Raw genomic sequence first — 21843 nt, forward strand, 5'->3', positions numbered from 1 at the left:
TTCCGGACGTATACCGCCCGCGCTTACCGTCGCGGCGCCGACGGACGTCGCCGGCGTCCGAGACCCGCGTCCACAGGTGAAGGAATGACCGAGACCGACACGCCACGTCCTCAGCTGAGGCTCCTGACGATCGGCGCCGCGATCGGCCTGGCGATGCTGGCAGCGTCGCTCGTGGTCGATCTGACCGGCGCCAACGATCCCGAAATGCCCAAGATGCCGGCCATCCCGGGACGGACGGTTCCCTCCGGCGCGCCGACGAACATGCCGCAACTCCCCACGGACATGCCGCAGATGCCGACCGGTATGCCGCAACTCCCGACCAACATGCCGCAGATGCCGACGAACATGCCGTCCATGCCCCCGGTCCCGGGCGGTGCGCCGTGACCGCCGCGGTACCGGCCGGCGCGGCCGTTCCGGCCACCGCCGAAGAGGTCCCCGCCGACGTCCTGGCCAGGACGCGAGCCCTCCTGATCGCCCGCATTGCGATCGGCCTCTACCTCCTGGAACTGCTCCTCAACCTCACCCGCCCGAAGCTCCAGGACAACGAACCGACTCTGACGATCTTCCAGCACCTGCCGAAGACGTCCGGCTCCCTCGGCCGCCTCCTCGCCATGCCCAAGGCCGTCTTCTGGACGGTCATAGCCGGCATCGTCATAGGCGCGGCCCTCCAGGCATTCGTCGCGATAACCCGCCCCGAAGGCCGCCGCGCCGCCAACCTCACCTGGGCGACCCTCGCGGCCCTCCTGGGCCCGGTCGCCCTCTTCTCCCTGACAGTGGTGGCGATCTACCCGCTCCAAGCGCTGATCTGCGTCCCAGGGACCGCATTCGTCCTCTGGCTCCTGCACCACGGCCAGCGCTTCGCCCGAATGCCCCTCTCCATGCTCCTCACGGGCTTCGGCTGGGGCGCCCTGCTCGTCTTCGGCCTCTCCCGCGCCTACGGCGGTCTCCTCTTCGGCGCCGTCAACGCCTACATGGCCAAGGGCGCGCACAACGACATGAACGCCCTCTTGAAAACCCAGTACCGCGTAACCGACTTCCTCCTCCTCCACATGGAAGTGGTGAACGCACTGGTCTTGGCAGGCGGCATCCTCGTCCTCACGGCAATGTTCCGCCACCGTCTGGACCTGGTCACCGGCCTGATCCTCGGAGCCGCCATCGGCCTGGGCTACAACCTGGTCGAAAGCGTCCTGTTCATCAAACTCTTCGGCTCCCTCGGAGCCATCAACGGCGCAACTGCGGGCTTCGAATTCTGGATCCGCCAGTCGATCGGCCTCCTGGGCAGCCAGGTAGCCTTCGGCGCCGTCCTAGGCGCCGCCATGGGTCTAGCAGCCCAACACCACAACAAACGCTTCGCCTACCTGGGCCTGGCCGCCGCAATAGGCGGCGCCATAGGCACCGAAAACCTAGCCCCCTGGCTGGCCCACCAGGCCGACGTCACAGCCGGTTCCCCCGCCGACACCCTCATAGCCTCCCCGTTCTTCTGGCTACTCCCCCAGGCCCCCTTCATCATCACGGCCGCCCTACTCCTACGCACCGGCCTCCGCACCCGAGCCGCCGAAGCCCGAGCCGCCATCTCCGCGGAACTCTCAGCAGGCCCGGCCATAACCAGAGCCGAGGCCCCCTATCTGATGGACCCGTCCCTACGCCTGTGGTCCCTGTACCAAACCTGGCGCCACCACGGCCTGCCGACCGCCCGCACCCTGCACAAAATCCAGACGACCCAACTGTCCCTGGCCGCCCGCCGCCGACAGCACCAGCAATCCGGCGACCCGCACACCCACAAGCAGGCCGCCGACCTCCAGACAAAGGTCATGAACCTGAAAACCGGAGCCGAGCAATGACAAGAAAGCTCCTGGCAACCCTGGCCCGCCTCACCATAGGCTCCGCCCTCCTGACCTGCCTCGTCCTTCCAACAACCCCTCAACCAGCCTCAGCCTGCGACATCAGCTACGGCTACAAGCCGACCCTGAGCCTGAACAAACCCAACTTGGGCATGGGCGAAAAATGCTCGACCTCAACCTCCCTGGCCGGCGTAGCAATAGTAACCGCTCTGACCATAGCCGCCCTAGGCGCAATCGCCGCCCGCTCGCTAAAACGAGCCACCACAATAACCGGCGGCCCCACCAATTCTCGCCATGCCCTATCCACCTACCTAACTGCCACCACCCTAAGACTCTCCACTCCATCCCACCAGCCTCCACCCCCACCGCAATCCTCGAATCACGATCAGCCCTACTGACCGACCATCGAAAGCCCCGCCCGACCTCGCCGCCCGACATTCGCAGGCAGTCAGTGAGGCTCAAATGCGAATTAAGCTCAACAAACCGCGATCGAACTATCATCCGTCTCCTCGGCACCACCCAGGCCTCCTGATAGTCACAACCGTCGCCGTGTTGAGCATCACAACCCCCTCGCTGGCTGCACCAAAGCCGTCACCAACTCCCAAGCCGGTACCGTCCAGCCAGGACGATGTCAACTTCGCGCTTCCCCGCGGCAGCGATCCACAAAACGCCGAAGCGATGAACAAAGGCGCCGAAAAAATGGTCAGTGACGCAATGCTTCGGAGAGTCCTCCTGCGACACAACTATTTTAGAAACTATAAATCCGGATCACTGAGCGCCAAATCGATCGGAAATACTGCGGTGTTCTGGTTCGATCTGAGCCGACTGCGGAACGTAAAGTTGAACGGTCACACATATCCCGCCTCCACAGCCATGGAGGTGTACCGAGCGACGCGCGACGTCCAAGCCAACTCCGACATCGAGGGGAATTATCACTATGAAACCAGGCTCCTAGGACCCGACCGCAATCAGGCACTTTTTGACGAACTCGAGGTACCCTCAAGTCGACCACTGCTCGAAACCGCCATTACAAGCGTCCACGGCGAGGATCCCACGATTCACTCCGAGGTCGCCGCAAAACGTCGAATGAAGATCGCTCTAATTGAGATATTCATATCCAATAAACTGGTTCCAGACACTCCCGCCGGAGTCACCGAAGCCAGTCAATCGGCCGAGAATTTGATGCAGGACGGCAACTTCTTCATTGGAGCCGCCAGCCTGTACGGCTTCTGCCTTGACATCTGCAACACCGTTACCAAGCCCGCAAGAAAACGTGCTGCGACCACCTACTTTGGAAAAGTCCGCTCGGAGGACTCCACTAATTGCAAACTAGTCACCGCGACGATACTTCCGCTGACGGCGGACAAGTTGACAGCAGAGAAAAAGGCGGCCGCAAGTAACGCACCATCTCAACAATGGGACATGGCATGCCCCGACGGGGCATTTTCCACGAGACAGGTGCGTGAACACGAACTGACGGCGGCGTTGACAGCACTACCCCTCACTTCCCCATGCCCCCCGGAAAAGGTGGGCGGGCTGGCAAAGGCGCTTGGTTCGAGCGATCTAGGCGGGGTTGATTTCTCTACCGTTGAAATGCGGTACATGTCTGATGATCCCGAGGCCGGGGGCGTGCAGTATGCGTTCTCGGGCAAGGCGGCCGCACCTGGGTTGACGCAGGACTTCGATTCTGGGCTTGATGCGGTGACGAACAGTGCGGCGGATTTGCGGACGTGGTTGGTGTTGAAGCCGCAGAAGTTCTGGGTGAATCTTAATCCGGATGAGCCTGATCGGATCATTGATCCTCAGCTTGGGAAGACGAATGCTGGGCGGGCGTTGCTTGAGGCTGACTGGGAGATGAAGCGCACTTCGGGGAAGTTGGTGGATCCCAAGACCGATTTCGGTAAACGGTACTGGGACTCGCTGGCCGGGAACTGCTACACGTCCCGGATGTGGATCATTCCGGGGGACGTCGAGGTGCGTGAGGACGGGGACTCGCTGTACGTCCTGGAGGCCAAACTCGATGTGAAGGCCCAGGCCATGCACATCAGCAACACGGGCAAGTACTCGTGCAACGCGGACTCACAGACGATCGCGCGGAACGAGCGCATGGAACAGAAGATGCTGGTACCGAAGATCGTCAAGGCGGTCAACACCTCGCCGGAGTACGCGCCGCTGCGGCGGGCGTTTCTGGCTCGCGTCATCGCGCAGTGGATCCGCAAGCGGCACCAGGACGGGCACCGGACGTCCTTCGACCGCCTCATCGACTCCGGCAACCTTGGGCCGGCCGTGCTCGACGGCGACTGGCGGCCGAAGCAGGTGTACGACCAATACGTCCACTCGATCAAGGACGGCGAGTTCACGTACACACAGGTCACGGACCAGGGCGGCACGAGGTACAAGCACACGATGGTGTACGGGGGCGTCGACTTCAGCAAGCTCGACACGAAGCCGATCAGCGCCGCGCAGATGAAGGAGCAGCACCCGAAGCTGCCAGAGACGGCCAAGGCTTCGCTGAAGCACCCGTCGTCGACGCCGGACGGCATGATCTGGCTGGGTGAGACCGCCGCAACTCCGAAGGTCGGGCTGATGACGCGAACCACCGACACGGTCCGCTCGTTCGTGACCGGAAAGACCGGCCTGCTGATCCTGGTGCTGGGAGCGCTCGGCGTGCTCGTCTTCGGCATGCGCGGCGGGACCAGGCGCAAGCGCCGAACGTCCTGAAACGTCCGGACGCACCAGCTCACAAACCCTGGACGGACACTACCTACCGGTAAACACTATGCAATCAAATGATTACTGTTAGTTTCCATGGGTGCCTACGACAGATCACGAGCTGCCGCTGGAGATGGTGCGCAACCGGCCGCAGCTCGTCCCCATCATTCTGCGCAACGTCTTCGGGCTCGACGTGCCCGACGGCCGCGTCACTCTGACGTCCGAGTCGTATGCCGGCCTCAACCCGGCTGAGCTGCGCTGTGACGCCACCGTTCTGCTGGACGACCCCGAAGCGCCCAGTTTCGGCGTCGTCGTCGAGTCGCAGCTCAGATTCAAAGAGGACAAGCTCTTCAGCTGGCCCGCATACCTGGCTCTCCTGCGGCTGCGCCGCAAGTGCGGGGTGTCGCTGTTGGTGTTCTGTCCCGATCAGAAGATCGCGGAGGCTTGCGCCGCCCCCATCGACATGGGCCATCCCGATTGGGTGCTCAAGCCCCTCACCGTCCACCCCGGGATGCTTCCGGCCATCACCGACCCCGCCAGGGCTTGCCGACTTCCCGAACTGGCGGTGTTCAGCGCACCCGCTCACGCCGACGGGCCGCATGCTCAGGCGGTGGTCAGCAGCCTGTCCGCCGCGCTCGGCACCCTCAGCGGCGACACCGGTGCGCTCTACAATGACTACATAATGTCGCGGCTCTCCGACGCCGCTCGAAAGCTCCTGGAGGAGACCATGAAGCTGGAGAACCACGAGTGGCAGTCGGATTTCGCGCTCCGCCACATCGCCGAAGGCAAAGCCGAGGGCAAAGCCGAGGGCGAGGCGAGGTCGGTCCTGCTCGTGCTGGACGCGCGGGGCATCAGTGTCCCGAACGACGTCCGCGAACGCATATGCGAATGCAGTGACACCGACCAACTCGAACGCTGGCTCCAGCGCGCAGCCACCATCACCAGCGCCGAAGAACTCCTGGACTAAGGCTGCGAAAGCAGAAACCGCAGGCCGCCGTGGATGGCGTCTGCGGTTTTCGCTGGTACCCCCGAGCGGATTCGAACCGCCGTTACCGCCTTGAGAGGGCGGCGTCCTAGGCCACTAGACGACGGGGGCAGGACCATGGCCTTCGCGGTCTCCCGCTTGGGCTCCGCCTAGCCTACCGGACCCCGTCCCCCACCTCGAACCGGTTCCGCAAGGAGCGCAGGACGACTTCCCACCTTCACGCCGTCCGCCCCTGGTTATGAACGGCGGCCTACCGACGTCGAGGTCGAGAGCCCATGCCCGCGCGCAGAACGGGGGAAGCCGGTGCTGCGTCAGGTCGGCCGGTGCCCTGACAACCCGGGCACTACTCGGGGTCGCGGCGGAGGTGCTGATAGTGGCGGCCGCTCAGGCGTGACACCGTCCGCTCCACCAGTCAGTGGTGGTGGCCGAACCGCAGCGAGTGTTGTTACGGGGTGATGGCTTCGTGGGCTTCGCGTAGGGAGGTGACGCCGTCAGAGGCGAGGAAGTGACCGGCTCCGGGGACCACCTGTGCGGAGACTCCGAGCTGGTCGGCAAGGCGGGCGGTGTGGCCGGGAGGTACGTACTGGTCCGCATCCGACCGGATGATCGTGAGTCGGTCGATGTGGTCGCTGATCCCCGTAACGTCACAGCCGTGTCCTATGAAGGCGTTCAGGTCCGGAAGCACCGGTAGCCGGTCGACGAATCCGGAGACCAGCACGAGAGTGCCAAGGCGCCAAGGGCTCGGAAGTGAGCGCAGATGGCGCAGCACGGCCAGGCAGCCCAGGCTGTGCGCGACGACGACCGAGTGCTCGTCGAGCGGTCCCAGGTACCGGGCTACGGCTTCCGTCCACTGTGCGGGGTCTGGGGATAGCGGATTCGGGAGGGCAGGGATCGTGGTCGGGATGCCATCCGCTCGGAGTCGCTCGGCCAGCCAGCCGAACCAGTGGTCTTCAGGGGTCGCGCCATAGCCGTGGATGATCGATGCACGCTTACGGGTTGTTCCAGATGTCATGCCCCAGGACGGTATGGGTTCACATCCGTGTGAAGGTCAAGCCGGACCGTCGAGCGCGGATATGCCGGGAGTCGACGGCTGAGAGGCTGCGGGTCGCCGCGGGGGAACGCCGTATCGACATTGCCGTTTTATGGGTCGTCCCCCTGGATAAACACCGAAAGGTCGGCGGAGTTGGTCGAAGACCAACGAGTACGCCGACCCGTGTACCCCCGAGCGGATTCGAACCGCCGTTACCGCCTTGAGAGGGCGGCGTCCTAGGCCACTAGACGACGGGGGCGCGTGTCCGCCGCTACAGCGGACGCAGCTGGGGTACCAGGACTCGAACCTAGACTAAGTGAACCAGAATCACTCGTGCTGCCGATTACACCATACCCCAGTGAGGTACGGGCTCCCGAGCCGTTTCCGGCTGGTCGCTCGCGCCTCAAGGAGAATACAGGACCTTGGGACAACGACCAAAACGATTGGGGCGGACGCGCTCAGCGGGTGAAGTCGGGCGGTCCGATGTGCTCGCGGCCCCAGTCGACGAGGGGGCGGAGGCGCCGCCAGGACGTCCGGACGCGCTTGCGGACCTCGGTCCGGTCGGCCATCCACGGGTCGGCGGGCCAGCCTTCGTGGGCGTAGAGGGACCGGTGCCGCAGCAGGTCGAGACGCGGGTGGTCCGGGGACGTCCCGCGCGGGCGGGTCTTGAGGCGGTCGCCCGCGATCTCCATGCCGGCGGCGCGCAGGTCGTCCACGATGGACTGGAGGGCACCGCCTGACATCTCGGAGTCGACGGCGGCGCGGTAGTCCCGGAGTTGCCCGGGGGTCGGCGCGTACATGCCGCCGGCGACCATGACGCCGTCGGCGTCGACCTGGATGTAGAAGCCCTCGCCGGTGTGGCCGCCCTGATGCGTCTTGTACGGCGTCTTGTCCTTGCTGAACCGCACGTCCCGGTACGGGCGGAAGAGTTTGACCGCGCCGAACTCCTCCTCCAGTTCGGCGCACAGCTCGGTCAGGGGTTCGCGCACGTGGCGTTCGTACGTTTCCTTGTGGGACGTCCAGTAGGGCTTGCTGTTGTCGCCCTGCAAGCCCTCGTAGAACGCGAACGCCTCGTCGGTGAAGCCGGTGGACACATGGCCTCCTCAGTCGCGGGCGATGACCCGGTTCGTGAGGCTGCCGACGTTCTCGATGGTGACGGTCACCTCGTCGCCGATCTGCAGCGGGCCCACGCCGGCGGGGGTGCCGGTGAGGATGACGTCGCCGGGCAGCAGCGTCATGACCTGGCTGACGTACTCGACCAGGGTGGGGATGTCGTGCAGCAGCAGGGAGGTGCGGGCGTCCTGCCGGATGTCGCCGTTCACGGTGGTGGAGATCGCCAGGTCGGCGGGGGCGACCTCGGTCTCGATCCAGGGGCCGAGCGGGCAGAAGGTGTCGAAGCCCTTGGCGCGCGTCCACTGGCCGTCGCGCTTCTGCAGGTCGCGGGCGGTGACGTCGTTGGCGCAGGTGTAGCCGAGGATGACCTCGGCGGCGCGGGACGCGGGGACCTCGCGGCACATCCGGCCGATGACGACGGCCAGCTCGCCCTCATGGTCGACGCGCTCGGACAGCTTCTGCGGGTAGGCGATCGCCTCTCCCGGGCCGATCACGGCGGTGGACGGCTTGGCGAACAGCACCGGCTCGGCGGGCGGCTCGTCCCCGCCCATCTCGCGGACGTGGTCGGCGTAGTTCTTCCCGATCGCGATGATCTTGCTGGGCAGGATCGGCGCGAGGAGCCGGACGTCGGTGAGCGGGAGACGCTGCCCGGTGAACGTCAGCTCACCGAACGGGTGGGCCGCGATGGCGGCGACGGTGTTCTCCTCCACCACACCGAAGGACATGCCTTCGTCGGTGGAGAACCTGGCAATACGCATGTTCGTGAGCCTAGTACGCCGTTCAGAAGCCGCACGCCTCGCCGTTCAGCTCGCAGGCCTTCGGGGTGGACGCGGGCCCGGCCGCACCGTACTGGACGTCCCATGTCCCGCCGGGCGGGATCGCCGGGGCGCCGTCCAGGTTCGTGATCTCGACCGTCGTGCCGCCGTGCACCAGCCGCGCACCCCAGATGTTCTTCACGTCCGCCCGCGGTGACTTGAACGTCAGCGTCCACGCCTTCATCGGCTTGTCGGTGCGGTTGGTGATGACCAGTTTGCCCTCGAAGTACCCCTCGTCCTGCTGGACGAGCTGGTAGGTGATGCCGTCGCCCTTGACCGGCGGGCCGATCGGGGCGGTGGTCGCCGGGGGCGGCGAGATGGGCGGCTGCGCGCCGGGCGGCTGAGCCGAGGGGCCGCCGGACGCCGGGGGTGTCGCGGGTGCGGCACCGGGCGAGGGTTCGCCGGGCGTCGCCGGTGCCCCGCCGCCCTCCGCCGCGGGAGTGCTCGCCGCAGGGGAGGCGCTCTTCCCGGCCTGCCCCTCCGTGTCGGAACCCTCGGGGTAAAGCAGGTACGCGACCGCGGCGAGGGCCAGCACCACCACGACGACGATCAGCGCGATCATGATCGTCGAGCGGCCCCGGCCGGACGGCGGCGGACCGACGGGCGGCGAGGCGAAGACCTGCGGCGGGGCGGTCGACTCGTGCGGAGGGATCGTCTCCTGGACGGGAGGCGTTCCGGGCATCGCGTAGGCGGCGGCCCGGCCGGGGTCGGTCGTCTCCGCCTCGGAGGAGAACTGCTCCGTCCAGGGCGCCTCCGCCGGCATCGGCACGGCCGCCTGCTCGGCGGACGGGCCCTGATCGTGGACGTTCCCCTGGTCGGGAGCGGGAACCGGCGAGTACACCGGCGCCGGTATCGCGCCCTGCTCGAACGCCGCCGGCTCCGCCTGCGCAGGGACGGCCTGCTCCACGGGGACGTCGGCGGCGACCGGGGTCTCGACCACGGTCACGGGCGCCTCGTCCTCCACATCGGCAGGCGTGACCTTCTCGAACGTGACGCCTGACGAGCCGTCCTGAAACGCCGCATCCGGGGCGTATTCAGGGCCGTCCTGGAACGCGGCCTCAGAATCATCGGCCGGCTCATCCTGGACGGTGTCCTCCGCATCGTCTTCCGGATCGTCGAACGGGCCGTCCTGGAACGTCACCCCAGGATCGTCGGACGGGCCGTCCTGAAAAGTGACCTCTGGATCGTCGGACGGAAGGTCTTGGAACGTGGCGTCCGGGTCCAGGAGGTCGTCCAAGTCCGCGTCGACGACGGTGGAATCGGCTTCCGCCGGCGCGCCCGGCGCGGTCGCCGCGGCTTCCGAAGCCTTGGCCCTGCCCGGGATGCGGAACTCGGCGGTCGTCTTGTGGTCCGGGGGCACGTACCCGGGCTCCTCGCCGCTCAACTCGTCCACCTTCCCTGTCGTCGATCTCATGGAGTCCGACGACCGATACGGCGGATCGGTTCACACCGGGACGGAACCGTCAGGCCGCCGGGGCCGGTTCGAGCCCGCGCCGCGCCGCCTGCCGCAGCTGCCGGTTGAGCATGTCGGTGATCAGCTCGATGGCGTCCGGGGTGGTGGCGTCCTGGGCGCCGCTGAGCCAGCGGGTGGCCTCGGCCAGCAGGTCCTCGGCCGAGTCGGCGGCGGATCCGGCGTCGGCCATCCGCCCCAGCACGGAGCCGAGGCGCAGCGCGGCGTCGGCGCGTCCGGACTCGGCGGCCCGCCGGAACCAGTCGGCGGCCTGCTCCAGGTCGCCTTCGCCCTCGTACAGCTCGCCGAGGCCGAAGGCCATGTCCGCCCAGGTCCCGTCCGTAGGACGCCCAAGGTCCTCGGGACTCCACGGTCGGACGGGCATACGATCACTCCGGTAGGTCGGTTCACTGGGACACGGCACGCGGAAACCTCACACGTGCCGTGCAGATCCCTATAGTGGACGCTTCACCAGAAATCCGCCACCGGTTTCGCCGTATTTCGCGGAATTCCTGCGCAACCACACCGATACCTGCGGAAACTCCCTCGTTCGATCGAACGAGCGGCTCAATCCAGGCGGTAGCGGGCGAGTTCGTCCTCGAACCCGTCGTGACCTGCGGTGAACGAGCGTAGAGGCACCGGAGCACCCGCGCCACCGCGATCCAGCAGATCCGCCACGGCGTCCGGATCCGGCAGTACGCCGCCTCCGAGCCGCACGGGATCACGCAGCACTGTACGGACGCCGGGCTCCCCGGAGACGAACTCCCCGAGCACGAATCCTTCGGACTCGGGCCGGTCACCGGGTCATCTGCCGTTTCCGGGCGATGCCACGCCCGCGAGGACCGGCCGGTGCCGGAGGCCCGGAAGAGGCAGGAGTCGAGGCGCGATCACCACGGCACAGGCACCCGCGGACCAGACGGCGATCAGCCGCGCCGGCGCCCCCGCCCGGCGCCCCAGCTCGGCCGTGATCACCAGGACCGCGATCCCGGTCACCACCGCCCCAGCGGTCCCTGCGGAGGGGTTGCGCGGTGCGCGCGGGCCGGGAACCGGCGTGAGCTGCAGGTAGGGGTCGGCCGCCGCGGTGGGCTCCGCTACCGGGCTGGACGGGCGCCGTCCGGCTCCCGAGGTCAGGGACGGCGCGCTCGGCGCGGTGTCCATCCGGTTCTCTCCCACGTCGACCCCTCCCTAGGTCAGCGTTCCGCTCCGCGGCGGTCGATGGATCATGTGCCCGGCCGGACCGGCTCGACCGTCCGCACCGGTGGGGTGCCGCCGACCAGCCGATCGGTGTGTAGGTACTGGACGCCGCCGGAGGGCAGTGCCCGGTCGGCCGGAACCGCCACGTTGACCAGTGTGCCCCTGCGGCCGATCGCGGGAGTCGGAGTCCCCATCCGGCTGCGGAACTGCAGCTCCCTTGTGCGGTAGCCGACGAAGGCGACCCAGGCCGTGAGGCCCAGGAAGAGCACCGCGGGGGCGGCGATCCAGAAAGCAACGATGCTGTTCATTTCCACGCTCCTCTCAGCGGGTGGCGGAGGTGAACCCGATCAGGCTGCTCAACTGGCCGATCCCTGGAAATCCTGGTGATCGCCCCGGTAGCATCAGACCCTTCAAACCTTCTACGTCAGCTTTCTCGGCTTCCGTCCTACTAGTGGTGTAACCCGGAACTAGTAGGGCAAAACCTGATCATTGGAACTAGTTTCCTTGATTGCAATGAGAGGTGGTCATGGCAGGCAGAGTCTCCAGATACACCGAGATCGCCGATGACCTCCGAGACCAGATCAAGCGGGGGGCACTCGCGCCCAGCGCCCAGCTGCCGACGGAGAAAGAGCTGGCAGAACGCTGGGATGTGTCGCCCAACACGATCAAGAAGGCCGTCAACGAGCTTCGCCAGGAAGGGCTCGTCGACACCGTCCCGCAGAAGGGCAGCTTCGTCGCCGAGCCCGCCGCTCCCTTCGTCATCACCCTGAACCACACGGACCTGGGCGAGGAGAACGCGCCGGGACGCGGTTTCGGAGGCGGCGAGGGCAGGGCGTTCGTGGCCGAGGCGGAACGCCAGGAGCACCGGGCGAACTCCTCGAAGCCCGAGGTCCAGGTCGAGGACGCGGAGAGCGTGCACATGAAGGCGCTCGGGATCACGCCGGTCCCACCGGACCAGCCGCAACCGCAGGTGGTCCGCCGATCCCAGCAACGGTTCGTGGACGGCAAACCGAACTCGCTCCAGCACTCCTATTTCAAGCTCGAGCTCGCAATCGAGGCGCAGGCGCTCCTCAAGTCCGCCGACATCGAGGAAGGAACCGTCGCCTACCTGCAGAGCCGCGGGCACGTCCAGACCGGATACGAAGACGAGTTCAACGCCCGGCCTCCGAAAGAGGAGGAATTGAAGTTCTTCGGACTCTCCCGCGGAAGTCTCGCCGTGATCGAGCACACACGGACCGCTTACGATCAGCGCGGTGAGCCGTTCCGTCTCACCATCACCGTCTACAAACCTGGCACCAACCGGATTCGGTTCATCGCCGGAGACGTGCCCGCCGAGGTCTGGGAACGCGGTTCCTGACTCGTCACGCCCATCAACGACACCATCACCCACCAAAGGACCAAGATGTCCGTTTCGCTAACCCTGGCTCACCACCCGGACCCGGAAGTCGACACCGCGCACGCCTACATCGCGTGCGGTGTGCGGGCGTTCGAAGCCCTGGGCATCCGGGTGGACGCCTCCTGGCTCGACCCCAAGGGGCCTGTCGACGCGACCATCATCACCGGCGACAACGCCCACGTGTGGGACGAGTGGACCGGCTGGAGGACAGGCACCTTCGTGTCCGGCCGCCAGGGTGAGCGCACCGTGCTCAAAGACGCACGTCGCCTCGGCGGCGGCGTCCTGCTGTCCCCGGTCGCCCTTGCCGAACTGGTCGACACCGACTCGGACCTGCCGCCGGCCACCCGCTCGGCGAACGCGCGCGACGGCCTGTTCGACGCCCTGCGGACCTACTGACCCGGAACGTTCCGGTCGTGGCCGTCCTAGAGCGGCCACGACCGGCCGGGTTCACCCCGGTGCCGCCGGCGCCCCGCTGGGGAAGGATTGAGCCGATGGCCAGAACAACGCCTCTCCGCTGGCGGGACATCGCCGATGACCTGCTCCGCCGCATCGAGTCGGGTGACCTCTCCCCGGGAGACGGGACGTCCGGCAGGCGCCGTCTCCCCGCCGAGAAGGACCTGGAAGCGCACTACAAGGCGTCGCCAGGTCCCGGACGACGTGCTCAGGGCGCCTGGTCTGGCGCCGCCAGAAGACACTCCACGCGAATCCCCGCCGGCCGACCCCGAGGGAAACGGGTAGGCGAGGGGTCAGACGAAGCGGACGAGCATTAGGTCTGTGTCGGGGGTCTTGCGCCAGTAGACGGCGCCGGGTTCGCGGGACATGCTCTCGATCTCGCCGGCGATGATCAGGGCGCGGTTGATGCAGTCGGTCTTGTTGTAGCCGGTCTGCTCCTGGAGGCGCTGGAGGGCCTGGACGGCCTTGCCGGTCAGGTTGACCGTGACGCGCTCGCTCTGCGGGACCGCCGTCGCGGGGGCGTCGGCGTCCATGTCGGCGTCCGACGTGCCGGAGGCTGCCCGGGAGTTCGTCATGAGCGCTCTCTCCAATCCGGGGCGCGGAGCCCGGCCCACCTTGCGTTCGGCGCCACGGGGAGGGTGCCGCGCGCCGCTTGCCAGGCGATCGTGCAGCGAACCCATGCCCCACGTACAGGGTGTAGATGGAAGACTTCCCCGGCCGATGGCCGGGAAACATCCGAAATCTCAGCATCGCATGGTTCTTGCCATCTCGTTACAGAATACTCACCATCTTTCATACATCTTTCGTATGGTCTTTGTATGGGGGTCGTCTTAGCATCGGTTGCGGGAGACGTGGGGCAGAGTCAATGCCGAGGAGACGGCGCGCGGTCGCCGGACCTTCCCGGGGGAAGGAAGACTCCGTGAGCACGAACCGCTGGGTGGCGCGGCTGCGGAGGCGGACGGCCTCGCAAGGCGGGGCCGGCCTGCTGGACGCCAGTGTCACGGCTCCCGTGACACTCCTGGCCGTGGGGCTGGGATACGTGCTGGACGGTCCGCTGAGCGCCGCGGTCACCGGGTTTCTGACGTTCCTGGCCTTTGTGGTGGTCAGCGTGGCCAACGCCGCCGTCCAGTACCTGCGGGCGGGGACGCTGCAGGAGACGTCCGGTCCCCCGCAGGCGTCGGCTCTGCCCGTTCTGGCGCCCGCCGCCGAGGTGGCCGTGCGGAGTGAGGAGACGTTCTGGGGCGCGCTGACGCCGGACGAGCGGCATGCCCTGATCGCGCGGGCGCGCGGGCACCTGTACCGCAGGGAGGACGTCCTGTGCCGCGAGGGCGGGACGGCCGGGGAGGTCATCGTGATCCTGTCCGGCTGGACGCGGGTGTGGGTGCAGGAGGGCTGCGAGCAGCGGATCGTCGCGTTCCGGGGCGCCGGGGAGCTGGTCGGCGAGCGGGCGGCGCTGACGGTGCGGGACCGGTCCGCGACCGTGACGGCGGAGGGCGACGTCCAGGCGCTGCGGATCGACGCCTGCGACTTCGGCGCCTTCCTGGACGAGCGTCCGCGCGTCCAGGCCGTCCTCGAACGGCAGGTCTACCGGCGGCAGGTCGAGCGGCGCGAGCCGGAGATGTTCCAGGGGCCCCAGGGGAACTGCTCGATCCTCATCACCGACATCACCGCGTTCAGCTCCCCGGCGCGCACCGACGCCGACCGAGAGTTCGTCCTGGACGCGATGTACGACCTGATGGGCGAGGCGTTCGGGGCGTCCGCGCTGGACCTGTCCCGGCTGTACCACGAGGACCGCGGGGACGGCGCGCTCGTCATCGTGCCGGCGGCCACGCCGACGCGGGCGGTGGTCGACCCGATGCTCGCGCACCTGGCGGCGGCGCTGCGCAGGCACAACCGGCGCGCCGCCGAGGCCACCCGGTTGCAGCTGCGGGCGGCACTGCACGTCGGCCCGGTGCAGCGCGGCCCGAAAGGCGTCTCCGGCATGTCCATCATCACCACGCGGCGGATGGTGGACGCGCCCGCGGTGAAGCGGCGGGTCGCCGAGACGGGCGCCGACCTGGCGTTCGTCGCGTCCGACTTCGTGTTCGACACGGTGATCACGCCGGCGCCCGGCCTGGTCGACCCGGGCCGCTACTCGCGGGTCCGGGTGCGGCTGAAGGAGGCGTCGCTGTCGGCGTGGCTGATGCTGGAGGGCGGCGAGTCGCGGCTGCGGGCGGTCTAGCGGTCCGCCATGGCCGCGAGGCGGCGGGCGAGCCGGGCGGCCGCCTCCCGCAGTTCCGGCGGCTCCAGGATCTCGGCCTCGTAGCCGAGCCGGGCCATGTGCACGGCGAGCCAGTCCAGGTCCCCGCCGCCGGTGATGAGCATGGACCAGCCGTCGCGGTCGTCCTCGACGCGGCCCACCTGGGGCGGCACCAGCTCCCGCACGCGGTCGGGCGGGGCGTGCACCCGGACCCGGGCCAGATGCCGGTACGGTGCCGCGGTCACGGCCCGCTGCACGTAGTCGACCGGGTCCGGATGCTCCCGCGGCCGGAAATGCCAGGTCGTCGCGGCCGCCTCGCGCATCCGGTCCAGCCGGAAGGTGCGCCAGTCGCCGCGGTCGACGTCCCAGGCCATCAGGTACCAGCGGCGGCCGGTCGCGACCATCCGCACCGGCTCGACCGTGCGCTCGCGCTCGCCGCCGTCGCGGGCGGCGTAGCGGAACCGCACCCGGACGGCGTCGCGGCAGGCCCGCGCGAGCGTCACCAGCAGTTCCGCGTCGATCTGCACCCCGGGCCCGACCAGGGTCTCGGTCGCGCCGTGCACCGCCCGCACCTCGGCGCGCAGCCGCGGCGGCATCACCTGGTCGAGCTTGGCGAGCGCCCGCAGCGCCGCCTCGCCCGCCCCGGCGACCGTGCCCCCGGACGCCAGCCGCAGCGACACCGCCGTCGCGATCGCCTCCCCGTCGTCCAGCAGGAGCGGCGGCAGCCGGGTGCCCGCGCCGAGCCGGTACCCGCCGCCGACGCCGGACGTCGCGTGGACGGGGTAGCCGAGCGCCCGCAGCCGCTCCACGTCGCGGCGCACCGACCGGTCGGTGACGCCCAGCTCGGCGGCGATCTCGGCGGCGGTCCAGGACGGCCGGTGCTGCAGGAGCGCCAGCAGCCGCAGCACCCGCTCGGTCGTCGCCTCGACGGTCACGCGGACATCGTCGCACACATCACGGAACGATCCTGTCCGCTATTGGCGCCACGCTGGGCCCATGACCGACCACGCTTGGAATCCCCTGCTCCGCGATCAGCTGACCTGGCACTGGACGAACCAGCTGCGGGCCCGCCTCGACGGCCTCACCGACGAGGAGTACTTCTGGGAGCCGGCGCCCGGATGCTGGAACGTCCGCCCGCGCGGGACCGGTAGCGCACCGGTGCAGGCCGGATCAGGGGCGATGACCATCGACTTCGCCTTCCCGCCGCCCGTCCCGGAACCGCTGACGACGATCGCCTGGCGGCTCGGGCACGTGATCGTCGGCGTCCTCGCCATGCGCAGCGCCTCGCACTTCGGCCGCGCCGCCACCGGCTACGACGAGCACGGATACGCCGCGACCGCGGCGGAAGCGCTCGACCAGCTCGACACCGAGTACGCCACCTGGGTGGACGGAGTCGAGTCGCTCGGCGAGTCCGGCCTCGCCCGCCCCTGCGGAGAGGCCGAGGGATCTTACGCTGGGTATCCGATGGCGGCGCTGGTCCTGCACATCAACCGCGAGATGATCCACCACCTGGCCGAGGTGTGCCTGCTCCGCGACCTCTACCTGCACGCCCACTCCCGAAAGGAAGCCAACTGACATGGCCCGCGAAATACAGGTCACGTTCGACTGCGCCGACCCGGCCGCCCTGTCCGCCTTCTGGGCCGAGGTCCTCGGCTACCGGCTGCAGGACCCGCCCGGTGGCTTCGAGACCTGGGACCAGGCCCTGGAGGCGATGGGCGTGCCGCCCGAGAACCGCAACGACGCCTCGGCGGTGCTCGACCCCGAGGGCGCGGGGCCCCGGTTGTTCTTCCAGCGGGTGCCGGAGGGCAAGCAGGCCAAGAACCGCGTGCACCTCGACGTGCGGGCCGCCCCCGGGCTCCAGGGCGAAGCGCGCATGGCGGCCCTGGAGGCCGAGGCCGAGCGGCTCACCGCCCGCGGCGCCACCCGGCTCGCCCGTTACGAGCCCGACCCCCCGCTCCAGTTCGGCAACATCGTGATGGCCGACCCCGAGGGCAACGAGTTCTGCCTCGACTGATCAGCGGACGAGGTCCTGGTAGCCGGGGTGCTTTTCGATCCACTTCTTGATGAAGGCGCACAGCGGGACGACCGAGAGCCCCTTCTGGCGGACGTCGTCCAGCGCACCCCGTGCCAGGGCACTGCCCACGCCCTTGCCTTCGAACGCCGAGTCGACCTCGGTGTGGGTGAAGACGACGGCGCCCTCGCCGGGCTCGTACTCGGCGAACCCGGCGAGGTCCCCGTCCAGCCTGATCTCGTAGCGGCTCTGCTCGGCGTTGTCGGTGATCTCGGTGCTCATGCCCCGATAATGCCCGCCCGGCCGCGATGATTCCCGATCAGCCGGCCTCGTAGCCGGCGTGGAGGAGGCAGTAGGTGACGGCCTCCTCCAGGGCCTGCCAGGACGCGGCGATGACGTTGTCCTCGACGCCGACCGTCCCCCATTCGCGCTCGCCGTCGCTGGACTCGATCAGCACCCGGGTCCGCGCGTCGGTGCCGTGCGCGCCCTCCAGGATGCGGACCTTGTAGTCGACCAGCTCCAGCCGCGCCAGCTCCGGGTACAGCCGGCCGAGCGCGATGCGCAGCGCGTTGTCCAGCGCGTTGACGGGGCCGTTGCCCTCGCCGGTGGCGATGATCCGCTCGCCCTTGGCGTGCAGCTTGACGGTGGCCTCGCTGACCATGGACCCGTCCGGGCGGCGCTCCACGATCGACCGCCACGACTCGACCTCGAAGTGCCGCTGCCGGACGCCGGTCAGCTCCTCGCGCAGCAGCAGCTCGAACGAGGCGTCCGCGGCCTCGAAGGTGTAGCCGGTGGACTCCAGGTCCTTGACCTTGCCCACGACGGCCTTGGCCTTCTCGCCGGACAGGTCGTAGCCGAGCTCGCGGCCCTTCAGCTCGACGGACGCGCGCCCGGCCATGCTGGACACCAGCATCCGCATGTCGTTGCCGACGGCGGCCGGGTCGATGTGCTGGTACAGGTCCGGGTCGATCTTGACGGCGGAGGCGTGCAGGCCCGCCTTGTGCGCGAACGCCGACACGCCCACGTACGGCTGCTGCGAGCCGGGCGCGACGTTGGTGACCTCGGAGACGGCGTGCGCGATGCGGGTCATCTCGGCGAGCTGCCCGTCCGACACGAGGTTCATCCCGCGCTTGAGCTGCAGGTTCCCGACGACGGTGAACAGGTTGGCGTTGCCGCTGCGCTCGCCGTACCCGTTCGCGCAGCCCTGGACGTGGGTGGCGCCCGCCTTCACCGCGGCGAGCGTGTTCGCGACCGCGCAGCCGGAGTCGTCGTGGCAGTGGATGCCGACCCGGACCCCGTACCCGACGACCTCGTGGACGACGTCGGCGAGCTCGTCCGGCAGCATGCCGCCGTTGGTGTCGCAGAGCGCGACGACGTCCGCGCCGGCCTCGGCGGCGGTGCGGACGGCCTCCAGCGCGTAGGCGCGGTTGGCCTTGTGGCCGTCGAAGAAGTGCTCGGCGTCCAGGAAGACTCGTTGGCCCTCCGCACGCAGGTGGGAGACCGTGTCGCGGATCATCGCGAGGTTCTCCTCCAGGGTGGTGCGGAGGGCCAGCTCGACGTGCCTGTCGTGGCTCTTGGCGACCAAGGTCACGACGGACGCGCCGGAGTCGCGCAGGGCGGCGACCTGGGGGTCGTCGGCCGCCTTCACCCCGGCCCGGCGGGTCGCGCCGAACGCGGTGAGCCGCGCGTGCCTCAGGTCGAGCTCTGTTCGAGCCCGCCTGAAGAACTCCGTGTCCTTGGGGTTGGCGCCCGGCCAGCCGCCCTCGATGAAGCCGATGCCCAGGTCGTCCAGGTGCCGCGCGACGGCGAGCTTGTCGGCCACGGAGAGGTTCAGCCCCTCCTGCTGCGAGCCGTCGCGCAGGGTGGTGTCGTAGACGTGGAATGCGTCGCCTTGCATGTGAGGAACCCCCAAAGGGATCTGCGCCAGGGCACAAAAAAGACCCCTCACGGACGTGAGAGGTCTGCGCGCCGGCGATGTCCCGTTAGCTGCTGCCGGCGCGCCAGCCGATAATCACGAGGCTGTGGCGCATGATGCGGCCAGTCTGCCACATGGTTCGCGGACTTGGGACATGCATCTCGGATGGTGAGACGCCATGGCCCCGGCGGACGTCCTCGCCGGGGCCCGCGAACGCCCAGGTCAGACGATCTTGTGGACCCATCCGTACGGGTCGGGACGGGTGCCGTACTGGATGCCGACCAGCTCCTGGCGCAGCCGCATCGACACCTCGCCGGGCTCGCCGTCCCCGATCGTCCACTCGCGGTCGCGGCCCTTGACCCGGCCGACCGGGCTGATGATCGCGGCGGTGCCGCAGCCGAACACCTCGGTCAGCTCGCCGGACCGGCAGCCGGCCTCCCACTCGTCGATGCTGATCTTGCCCTCCTCGGTGGGGATGCCGAGGTCGGGCGCCAGCTCGAGCATCGAGTCGCGGGTGATGCCGGCGAGCAGCGTCCCGGTGAGCGCCGGGGTGAGCAGCCGCGCCCGCGCACCGGACCCGTAGACGAACATGAGGTTCATCGAGCCGACCTCCTCGACCCAGCGGTGCTCCACCGCGTCGAGCCAGACGACCTGGTCGCAGCCCTGCGCGACGGCCTCGGCCTGGCCGGCGAAGGAGGCGGCGTAGTTCCCGCCGAACTTGGCCTCGCCGGTGCCGCCGGGCGCCGCGCGGGTGTAGTCCTGCGACAGCCACACCGAGACGGGCTTGATGCCGCGCGGGTAGTAGAGGCCGGACGGGGACGCGATGACCATGAACAGGAACTCGTTCGCCGGGCTGTTGACGCCCAGCGCGCGGGTCGTGGCGAACATGAACGGCCGCAGGTAGAGGCTGTGCCCCTCGGCGTCGGGGACCCAGTCCTTGTCGGTGCCGACGAGCAGCTCGACGGCGTCGACGAACAGCTGCTCGGGGATCTCCGGCATCGCCATCCGGTGCGCGGACCGGTTCATCCGGGCCGCGTTCATGTACGGCCGGAACGTGACGACCGAGCCGTCCGGCTGCTTGTAGGCCTTGAGTCCCTCGAAGAGCTCCTGGGCGTAGTGGAACACCTGCGAGGCCGGGTCCATCGGGATCGGCCCGTACGGCTGGAGTCTCGCGTCGTGCCAGCCGCGCTCCGCCGAGTACCTGATCGTGATCATGTGATCGGTGAAGTGCCGGCCGAAGCCGGGATCGGCCAGGATCCGCGCGCGTTCCGCGGCGGTCGCGGGCCGCTCGGTGCGCGTGATCTCGAAGTCCAGGGTGTCGCTCATCGCCGTTCGTCCTCTCGCGGATCGCCCAGGCGGCCCCATCGCCGCATCGGCTTCCTAGTCCCTATTGTCGTACTTCGTCTAGACCTGCTCCTCACGCGCGCGGCGCATACGGAAAACCGGGCGCGCCGCGAGGGCACGCCCGGAGTCTTCCCTGTCCTGGCAGAGAGGCGCGCCCCTAGCCGGATACTCGCTTGGCGATCGCGTCGCCGATCTGGGACGTGGACCGGGCGCCCAGCGCGGCGCGCTCGGCCAGGTCGTCCGAGACGGCCTGCTCGACGCGGCGGGCGGCGTCGCCCTCGCCGATGTGGTCGAGCAGCATGGCGACGGACAGGACGGTGGCGGTCGGGTCGGCCTTGCCCTGCCCGGCGATGTCGGGGGCGCTGCCGTGCACCGGCTCGAACATCGACGGCGCGGTGCGGTCGGGGTTGACGTTCCCGGACGCGGCGAGCCCGATCCCGCCGGCGATCGCGGCGCCGATGTCGGTGATGATGTCGCCGAACAGGTTGTCGGTGACGATCACGTCGAACCGCTGCGGCCGGCTCACGAAGAACATCGTGGCCGCGTCCACGTGCACGTAGTCCGTCGTGACCTGCGGGTACTCCTGCCCGACCCGCTTCAGGACCCGCTGGTAGAGGTCACCGGCGAACGTGAGCACGTTGTCCTTGTGGACGAGCGTGAGCGACTTGCGGGGCCGCGACGCGGCGACTTCGAACGCGTACCGGACGACCCGCTCGACACCGAAGGCCGTGTTGACGCTCTCCTGCGTCGCGACCTCGTGCGGGGTGCCCTTGCGCAGGACACCGCCGACACCGGTGTACGGCCCCTCGGTGCCCTCCCGCACGACGACCATGTCGATGTCGTCCGTGGCCACCCCGGCGAGCGGGGTGTCGACGCCCGGGAACAGCTTCACCGGGCGCAGGTTGACGTAGTGGTCCAGCTCGAACCGGGCCCGCAGCAGCAGGCCGCGCTCCAGCGTCCCGCTCGGCACGCTGGGGTCGCCGACGGCGCCCAGCAGGATGACCTCCTGCTCGCGCAGCTCGTCCAGGACCGAGTCGGGCAGCGTCTCCCCCGTCCGGTGCCAGCGGGCGGCGCCCAGATCATAGGACGTCTGCTCGAACGTGAGGTCGCCGGACACGGCGTCGAGGACCTTCAGCCCCTCGGCGACCACCTCGGGGCCGATCCCGTCACCCGGGATGACGGCCAGACGAATGCTGCGCGAAGCCATGCGCGCACTCTACTGCAAACGTCTCATTGCTTGGGCTTCCGTCTCACACCCCGGACATTCAACGCGCGAGCCCGCAATCACCGCACATCCCGCCACCAGGCACCCGGTAGTACAGGCAGCAGTTGTTCCGCACGAACC

At 68.6% G+C, this 21843-nt stretch carries 24 protein-coding genes and 3 tRNA genes; 9 read left to right on the plus strand and 18 right to left on the minus strand.

Annotated features, from left to right (window positions below; translation table 11 throughout):
• The first annotated feature begins 84 nt into the window (after window positions 1–84).
• From E1293_RS02260 to E1293_RS02275, 4 genes are all read left to right on the plus strand, one after another.
• Window positions 85–384 carry a hypothetical protein gene (locus tag E1293_RS02260; protein ID WP_132193224.1) on the plus strand — a complete coding sequence of 100 codons (300 nt, stop codon included), beginning with the start codon at window positions 85–87 and terminating at the stop codon, window positions 382–384.
• Window positions 381–1841 (plus strand): PrsW family intramembrane metalloprotease, encoded by a 1461-nt coding sequence (locus tag E1293_RS02265; RefSeq protein WP_132193226.1) that lies wholly within the window; start codon window positions 381–383, stop codon window positions 1839–1841. The genes E1293_RS02260 and E1293_RS02265 overlap by 4 nt, the downstream gene beginning before the upstream one ends.
• Window positions 1842–2393: 552 nt before the next feature.
• The gene (locus E1293_RS02270; protein ID WP_132193228.1) at window positions 2394–4562 is read left to right on the plus strand and encodes a hypothetical protein; all 2169 of its coding nucleotides are present in this window, start codon (window positions 2394–2396) and stop codon (window positions 4560–4562) included.
• A 91-nt stretch (window positions 4563–4653) separates the two neighbouring features.
• The gene (locus E1293_RS02275) at window positions 4654–5520 is read left to right on the plus strand and encodes a hypothetical protein (RefSeq protein WP_132193230.1); all 867 of its coding nucleotides are present in this window, start codon (window positions 4654–4656) and stop codon (window positions 5518–5520) included.
• 53 nt (window positions 5521–5573) lie between these two features.
• On the opposite strand, the gene E1293_RS02280 is transcribed toward E1293_RS02275, so the two are convergent.
• From E1293_RS02280 to E1293_RS02330, 11 genes are all read right to left on the minus strand, one after another.
• Window positions 5574–5649 (minus strand) — tRNA-Glu (locus E1293_RS02280).
• Between the two features lie 334 nt (window positions 5650–5983).
• Window positions 5984–6550 (minus strand): RBBP9/YdeN family alpha/beta hydrolase, encoded by a 567-nt coding sequence (locus E1293_RS02285; protein ID WP_132193232.1) that lies wholly within the window; start codon window positions 6548–6550, stop codon window positions 5984–5986.
• Window positions 6551–6754: 204 nt separating this feature from the next.
• Window positions 6755–6827, minus strand: a tRNA-Glu gene (locus E1293_RS02290).
• 27 nt (window positions 6828–6854) lie between these two features.
• Window positions 6855–6926, minus strand: a tRNA-Gln gene (locus tag E1293_RS02295).
• Window positions 6927–7026: 100 nt separating this feature from the next.
• On the minus strand, window positions 7027–7662 hold the full coding sequence (locus tag E1293_RS02300) for a DUF2461 domain-containing protein (RefSeq protein ID WP_132193234.1): 636 nt from the start codon (window positions 7660–7662) through the stop codon (window positions 7027–7029).
• Window positions 7663–7671: 9 nt separating this feature from the next.
• Window positions 7672–8439: a fumarylacetoacetate hydrolase family protein gene (locus E1293_RS02305; RefSeq protein ID WP_132193236.1), complete on the minus strand. Its 768-nt coding sequence runs from the start codon at window positions 8437–8439 to the stop codon at window positions 7672–7674.
• Between the two features lie 22 nt (window positions 8440–8461).
• Window positions 8462–9880, minus strand: coding sequence for a cellulose binding domain-containing protein (locus tag E1293_RS02310; protein WP_165978044.1), 1419 nt, complete (start codon window positions 9878–9880; stop codon window positions 8462–8464).
• A gap of 79 nt (window positions 9881–9959) precedes the next feature.
• Complete coding sequence (locus tag E1293_RS02315; protein WP_132193240.1) at window positions 9960–10331, minus strand: SEL1-like repeat protein; 372 nt, start codon at window positions 10329–10331, stop codon at window positions 9960–9962.
• A 182-nt stretch (window positions 10332–10513) separates the two neighbouring features.
• Window positions 10514–10720, minus strand: coding sequence for a hypothetical protein (locus E1293_RS02320; protein WP_132193242.1), 207 nt, complete (start codon window positions 10718–10720; stop codon window positions 10514–10516).
• 30 nt (window positions 10721–10750) lie between these two features.
• Entirely contained in the window at window positions 10751–11119 is a 369-nt protein-coding gene (locus tag E1293_RS02325) for a hypothetical protein (RefSeq protein WP_132193244.1), read from the minus strand.
• A 47-nt stretch (window positions 11120–11166) separates the two neighbouring features.
• Window positions 11167–11448 carry a hypothetical protein gene (locus tag E1293_RS02330; RefSeq protein ID WP_132193246.1) on the minus strand — a complete coding sequence of 94 codons (282 nt, stop codon included), beginning with the start codon at window positions 11446–11448 and terminating at the stop codon, window positions 11167–11169.
• Window positions 11449–11666: 218 nt separating this feature from the next.
• Here E1293_RS02330 and E1293_RS02335 point away from each other — a divergent pair, with 218 nt between their 5' ends.
• Together E1293_RS02335 and E1293_RS02340 are read left to right on the plus strand one after the other, a co-directional pair.
• Window positions 11667–12497: a GntR family transcriptional regulator gene (locus E1293_RS02335; protein ID WP_132193288.1), complete on the plus strand. Its 831-nt coding sequence runs from the start codon at window positions 11667–11669 to the stop codon at window positions 12495–12497.
• A 45-nt stretch (window positions 12498–12542) separates the two neighbouring features.
• The gene (locus E1293_RS02340; RefSeq protein ID WP_132193248.1) at window positions 12543–12932 is read left to right on the plus strand and encodes a DUF6292 family protein; all 390 of its coding nucleotides are present in this window, start codon (window positions 12543–12545) and stop codon (window positions 12930–12932) included.
• A 350-nt stretch (window positions 12933–13282) separates the two neighbouring features.
• Here the strand turns inward: E1293_RS02340 and E1293_RS02345 are convergent, their stop codons facing one another.
• A complete protein-coding gene (locus E1293_RS02345; RefSeq protein WP_207938631.1) occupies window positions 13283–13564 on the minus strand; it encodes a hypothetical protein in 282 nt (93 codons plus the stop codon).
• A gap of 344 nt (window positions 13565–13908) precedes the next feature.
• On the opposite strand from E1293_RS02345, the gene E1293_RS02350 reads away from it, so the two are divergent.
• On the plus strand, window positions 13909–15210 hold the full coding sequence (locus E1293_RS02350) for a Crp/Fnr family transcriptional regulator (protein WP_165978045.1): 1302 nt from the start codon (window positions 13909–13911) through the stop codon (window positions 15208–15210).
• Here the strand turns inward: E1293_RS02350 and E1293_RS02355 are convergent.
• Window positions 15207–16163, minus strand: a complete 957-nt coding sequence (locus E1293_RS02355) for a helix-turn-helix transcriptional regulator (protein ID WP_132193252.1) — start codon at window positions 16161–16163, stop codon at window positions 15207–15209. The genes E1293_RS02350 and E1293_RS02355 overlap by 4 nt on opposite strands.
• Window positions 16164–16224: 61 nt before the next feature.
• On the opposite strand from E1293_RS02355, the gene E1293_RS02360 reads away from it, so the two are divergent.
• Together E1293_RS02360 and E1293_RS02365 are read left to right on the plus strand one after the other, a co-directional pair.
• A complete protein-coding gene (locus E1293_RS02360; RefSeq protein WP_132193254.1) occupies window positions 16225–16803 on the plus strand; it encodes a DinB family protein in 579 nt (192 codons plus the stop codon).
• Window position 16804: 1 nt separating this feature from the next.
• On the plus strand, window positions 16805–17242 hold the full coding sequence (locus tag E1293_RS02365) for a VOC family protein (protein WP_132193256.1): 438 nt from the start codon (window positions 16805–16807) through the stop codon (window positions 17240–17242).
• On the opposite strand, the gene E1293_RS02370 is transcribed toward E1293_RS02365, so the two are convergent.
• The 5 genes from E1293_RS02370 to E1293_RS50625 form a co-directional block, all read right to left on the minus strand.
• On the minus strand, window positions 17243–17521 hold the full coding sequence (locus tag E1293_RS02370; protein WP_132193258.1) for a GNAT family N-acetyltransferase: 279 nt from the start codon (window positions 17519–17521) through the stop codon (window positions 17243–17245).
• A 37-nt stretch (window positions 17522–17558) separates the two neighbouring features.
• The gene (cimA, locus tag E1293_RS02375) at window positions 17559–19136 is read right to left on the minus strand and encodes a citramalate synthase (protein WP_132193260.1); all 1578 of its coding nucleotides are present in this window, start codon (window positions 19134–19136) and stop codon (window positions 17559–17561) included.
• Window positions 19137–19376: 240 nt separating this feature from the next.
• Window positions 19377–20480 carry a branched-chain amino acid aminotransferase gene (locus E1293_RS02380; protein WP_132193262.1) on the minus strand — a complete coding sequence of 368 codons (1104 nt, stop codon included), beginning with the start codon at window positions 20478–20480 and terminating at the stop codon, window positions 19377–19379.
• A 175-nt stretch (window positions 20481–20655) separates the two neighbouring features.
• On the minus strand, window positions 20656–21705 hold the full coding sequence (locus E1293_RS02385) for a 3-isopropylmalate dehydrogenase (protein WP_132193264.1): 1050 nt from the start codon (window positions 21703–21705) through the stop codon (window positions 20656–20658).
• Window positions 21706–21763: 58 nt separating this feature from the next.
• Window positions 21764–21838 (minus strand): (2Fe-2S)-binding protein, encoded by a 75-nt coding sequence (locus E1293_RS50625; RefSeq protein WP_132193292.1) that lies wholly within the window; start codon window positions 21836–21838, stop codon window positions 21764–21766.
• Between the last annotated feature and the right edge of the window lie 5 nt (window positions 21839–21843).

The sequence above is a fragment of the Actinomadura darangshiensis genome (assembly GCF_004349235.1).
In the GTDB taxonomy this organism is placed as follows: domain Bacteria; phylum Actinomycetota; class Actinomycetes; order Streptosporangiales; family Streptosporangiaceae; genus Spirillospora; species Spirillospora darangshiensis.

Excerpts from the sequence above, each read along its gene's own strand:
- E1293_RS02370 (WP_132193258.1), bottom strand. The coding sequence starts at position 17,521 with ATGAGCACCGAGATCACCGACAACGCCGAGCAGAGCCGCTACGAGATC.
- E1293_RS02345 (WP_207938631.1), bottom strand. The coding sequence starts at position 13,564 with ATGACGAACTCCCGGGCAGCCTCCGGCACGTCGGACGCCGACATGGAC.
- E1293_RS02385 (WP_132193264.1), bottom strand. The coding sequence starts at position 21,705 with ATGGCTTCGCGCAGCATTCGTCTGGCCGTCATCCCGGGTGACGGGATC.
- E1293_RS02330 (WP_132193246.1), bottom strand. The coding sequence starts at position 11,448 with ATGAACAGCATCGTTGCTTTCTGGATCGCCGCCCCCGCGGTGCTCTTC.
- E1293_RS02315 (WP_132193240.1), bottom strand. The coding sequence starts at position 10,331 with ATGCCCGTCCGACCGTGGAGTCCCGAGGACCTTGGGCGTCCTACGGAC.
- E1293_RS02305 (WP_132193236.1), bottom strand. The coding sequence starts at position 8,439 with ATGCGTATTGCCAGGTTCTCCACCGACGAAGGCATGTCCTTCGGTGTG.
- E1293_RS02335 (WP_132193288.1), top strand. The coding sequence starts at position 11,667 with ATGGCAGGCAGAGTCTCCAGATACACCGAGATCGCCGATGACCTCCGA.
- E1293_RS02365 (WP_132193256.1), top strand. The coding sequence starts at position 16,805 with ATGGCCCGCGAAATACAGGTCACGTTCGACTGCGCCGACCCGGCCGCC.
- E1293_RS02285 (WP_132193232.1), bottom strand. The coding sequence starts at position 6,550 with ATGACATCTGGAACAACCCGTAAGCGTGCATCGATCATCCACGGCTAT.
- cimA (WP_132193260.1), bottom strand. The coding sequence starts at position 19,136 with ATGCAAGGCGACGCATTCCACGTCTACGACACCACCCTGCGCGACGGC.
- E1293_RS02380 (WP_132193262.1), bottom strand. The coding sequence starts at position 20,480 with ATGAGCGACACCCTGGACTTCGAGATCACGCGCACCGAGCGGCCCGCG.
- E1293_RS02360 (WP_132193254.1), top strand. The coding sequence starts at position 16,225 with ATGACCGACCACGCTTGGAATCCCCTGCTCCGCGATCAGCTGACCTGG.
- E1293_RS02340 (WP_132193248.1), top strand. The coding sequence starts at position 12,543 with ATGTCCGTTTCGCTAACCCTGGCTCACCACCCGGACCCGGAAGTCGAC.
- E1293_RS02260 (WP_132193224.1), top strand. The coding sequence starts at position 85 with ATGACCGAGACCGACACGCCACGTCCTCAGCTGAGGCTCCTGACGATC.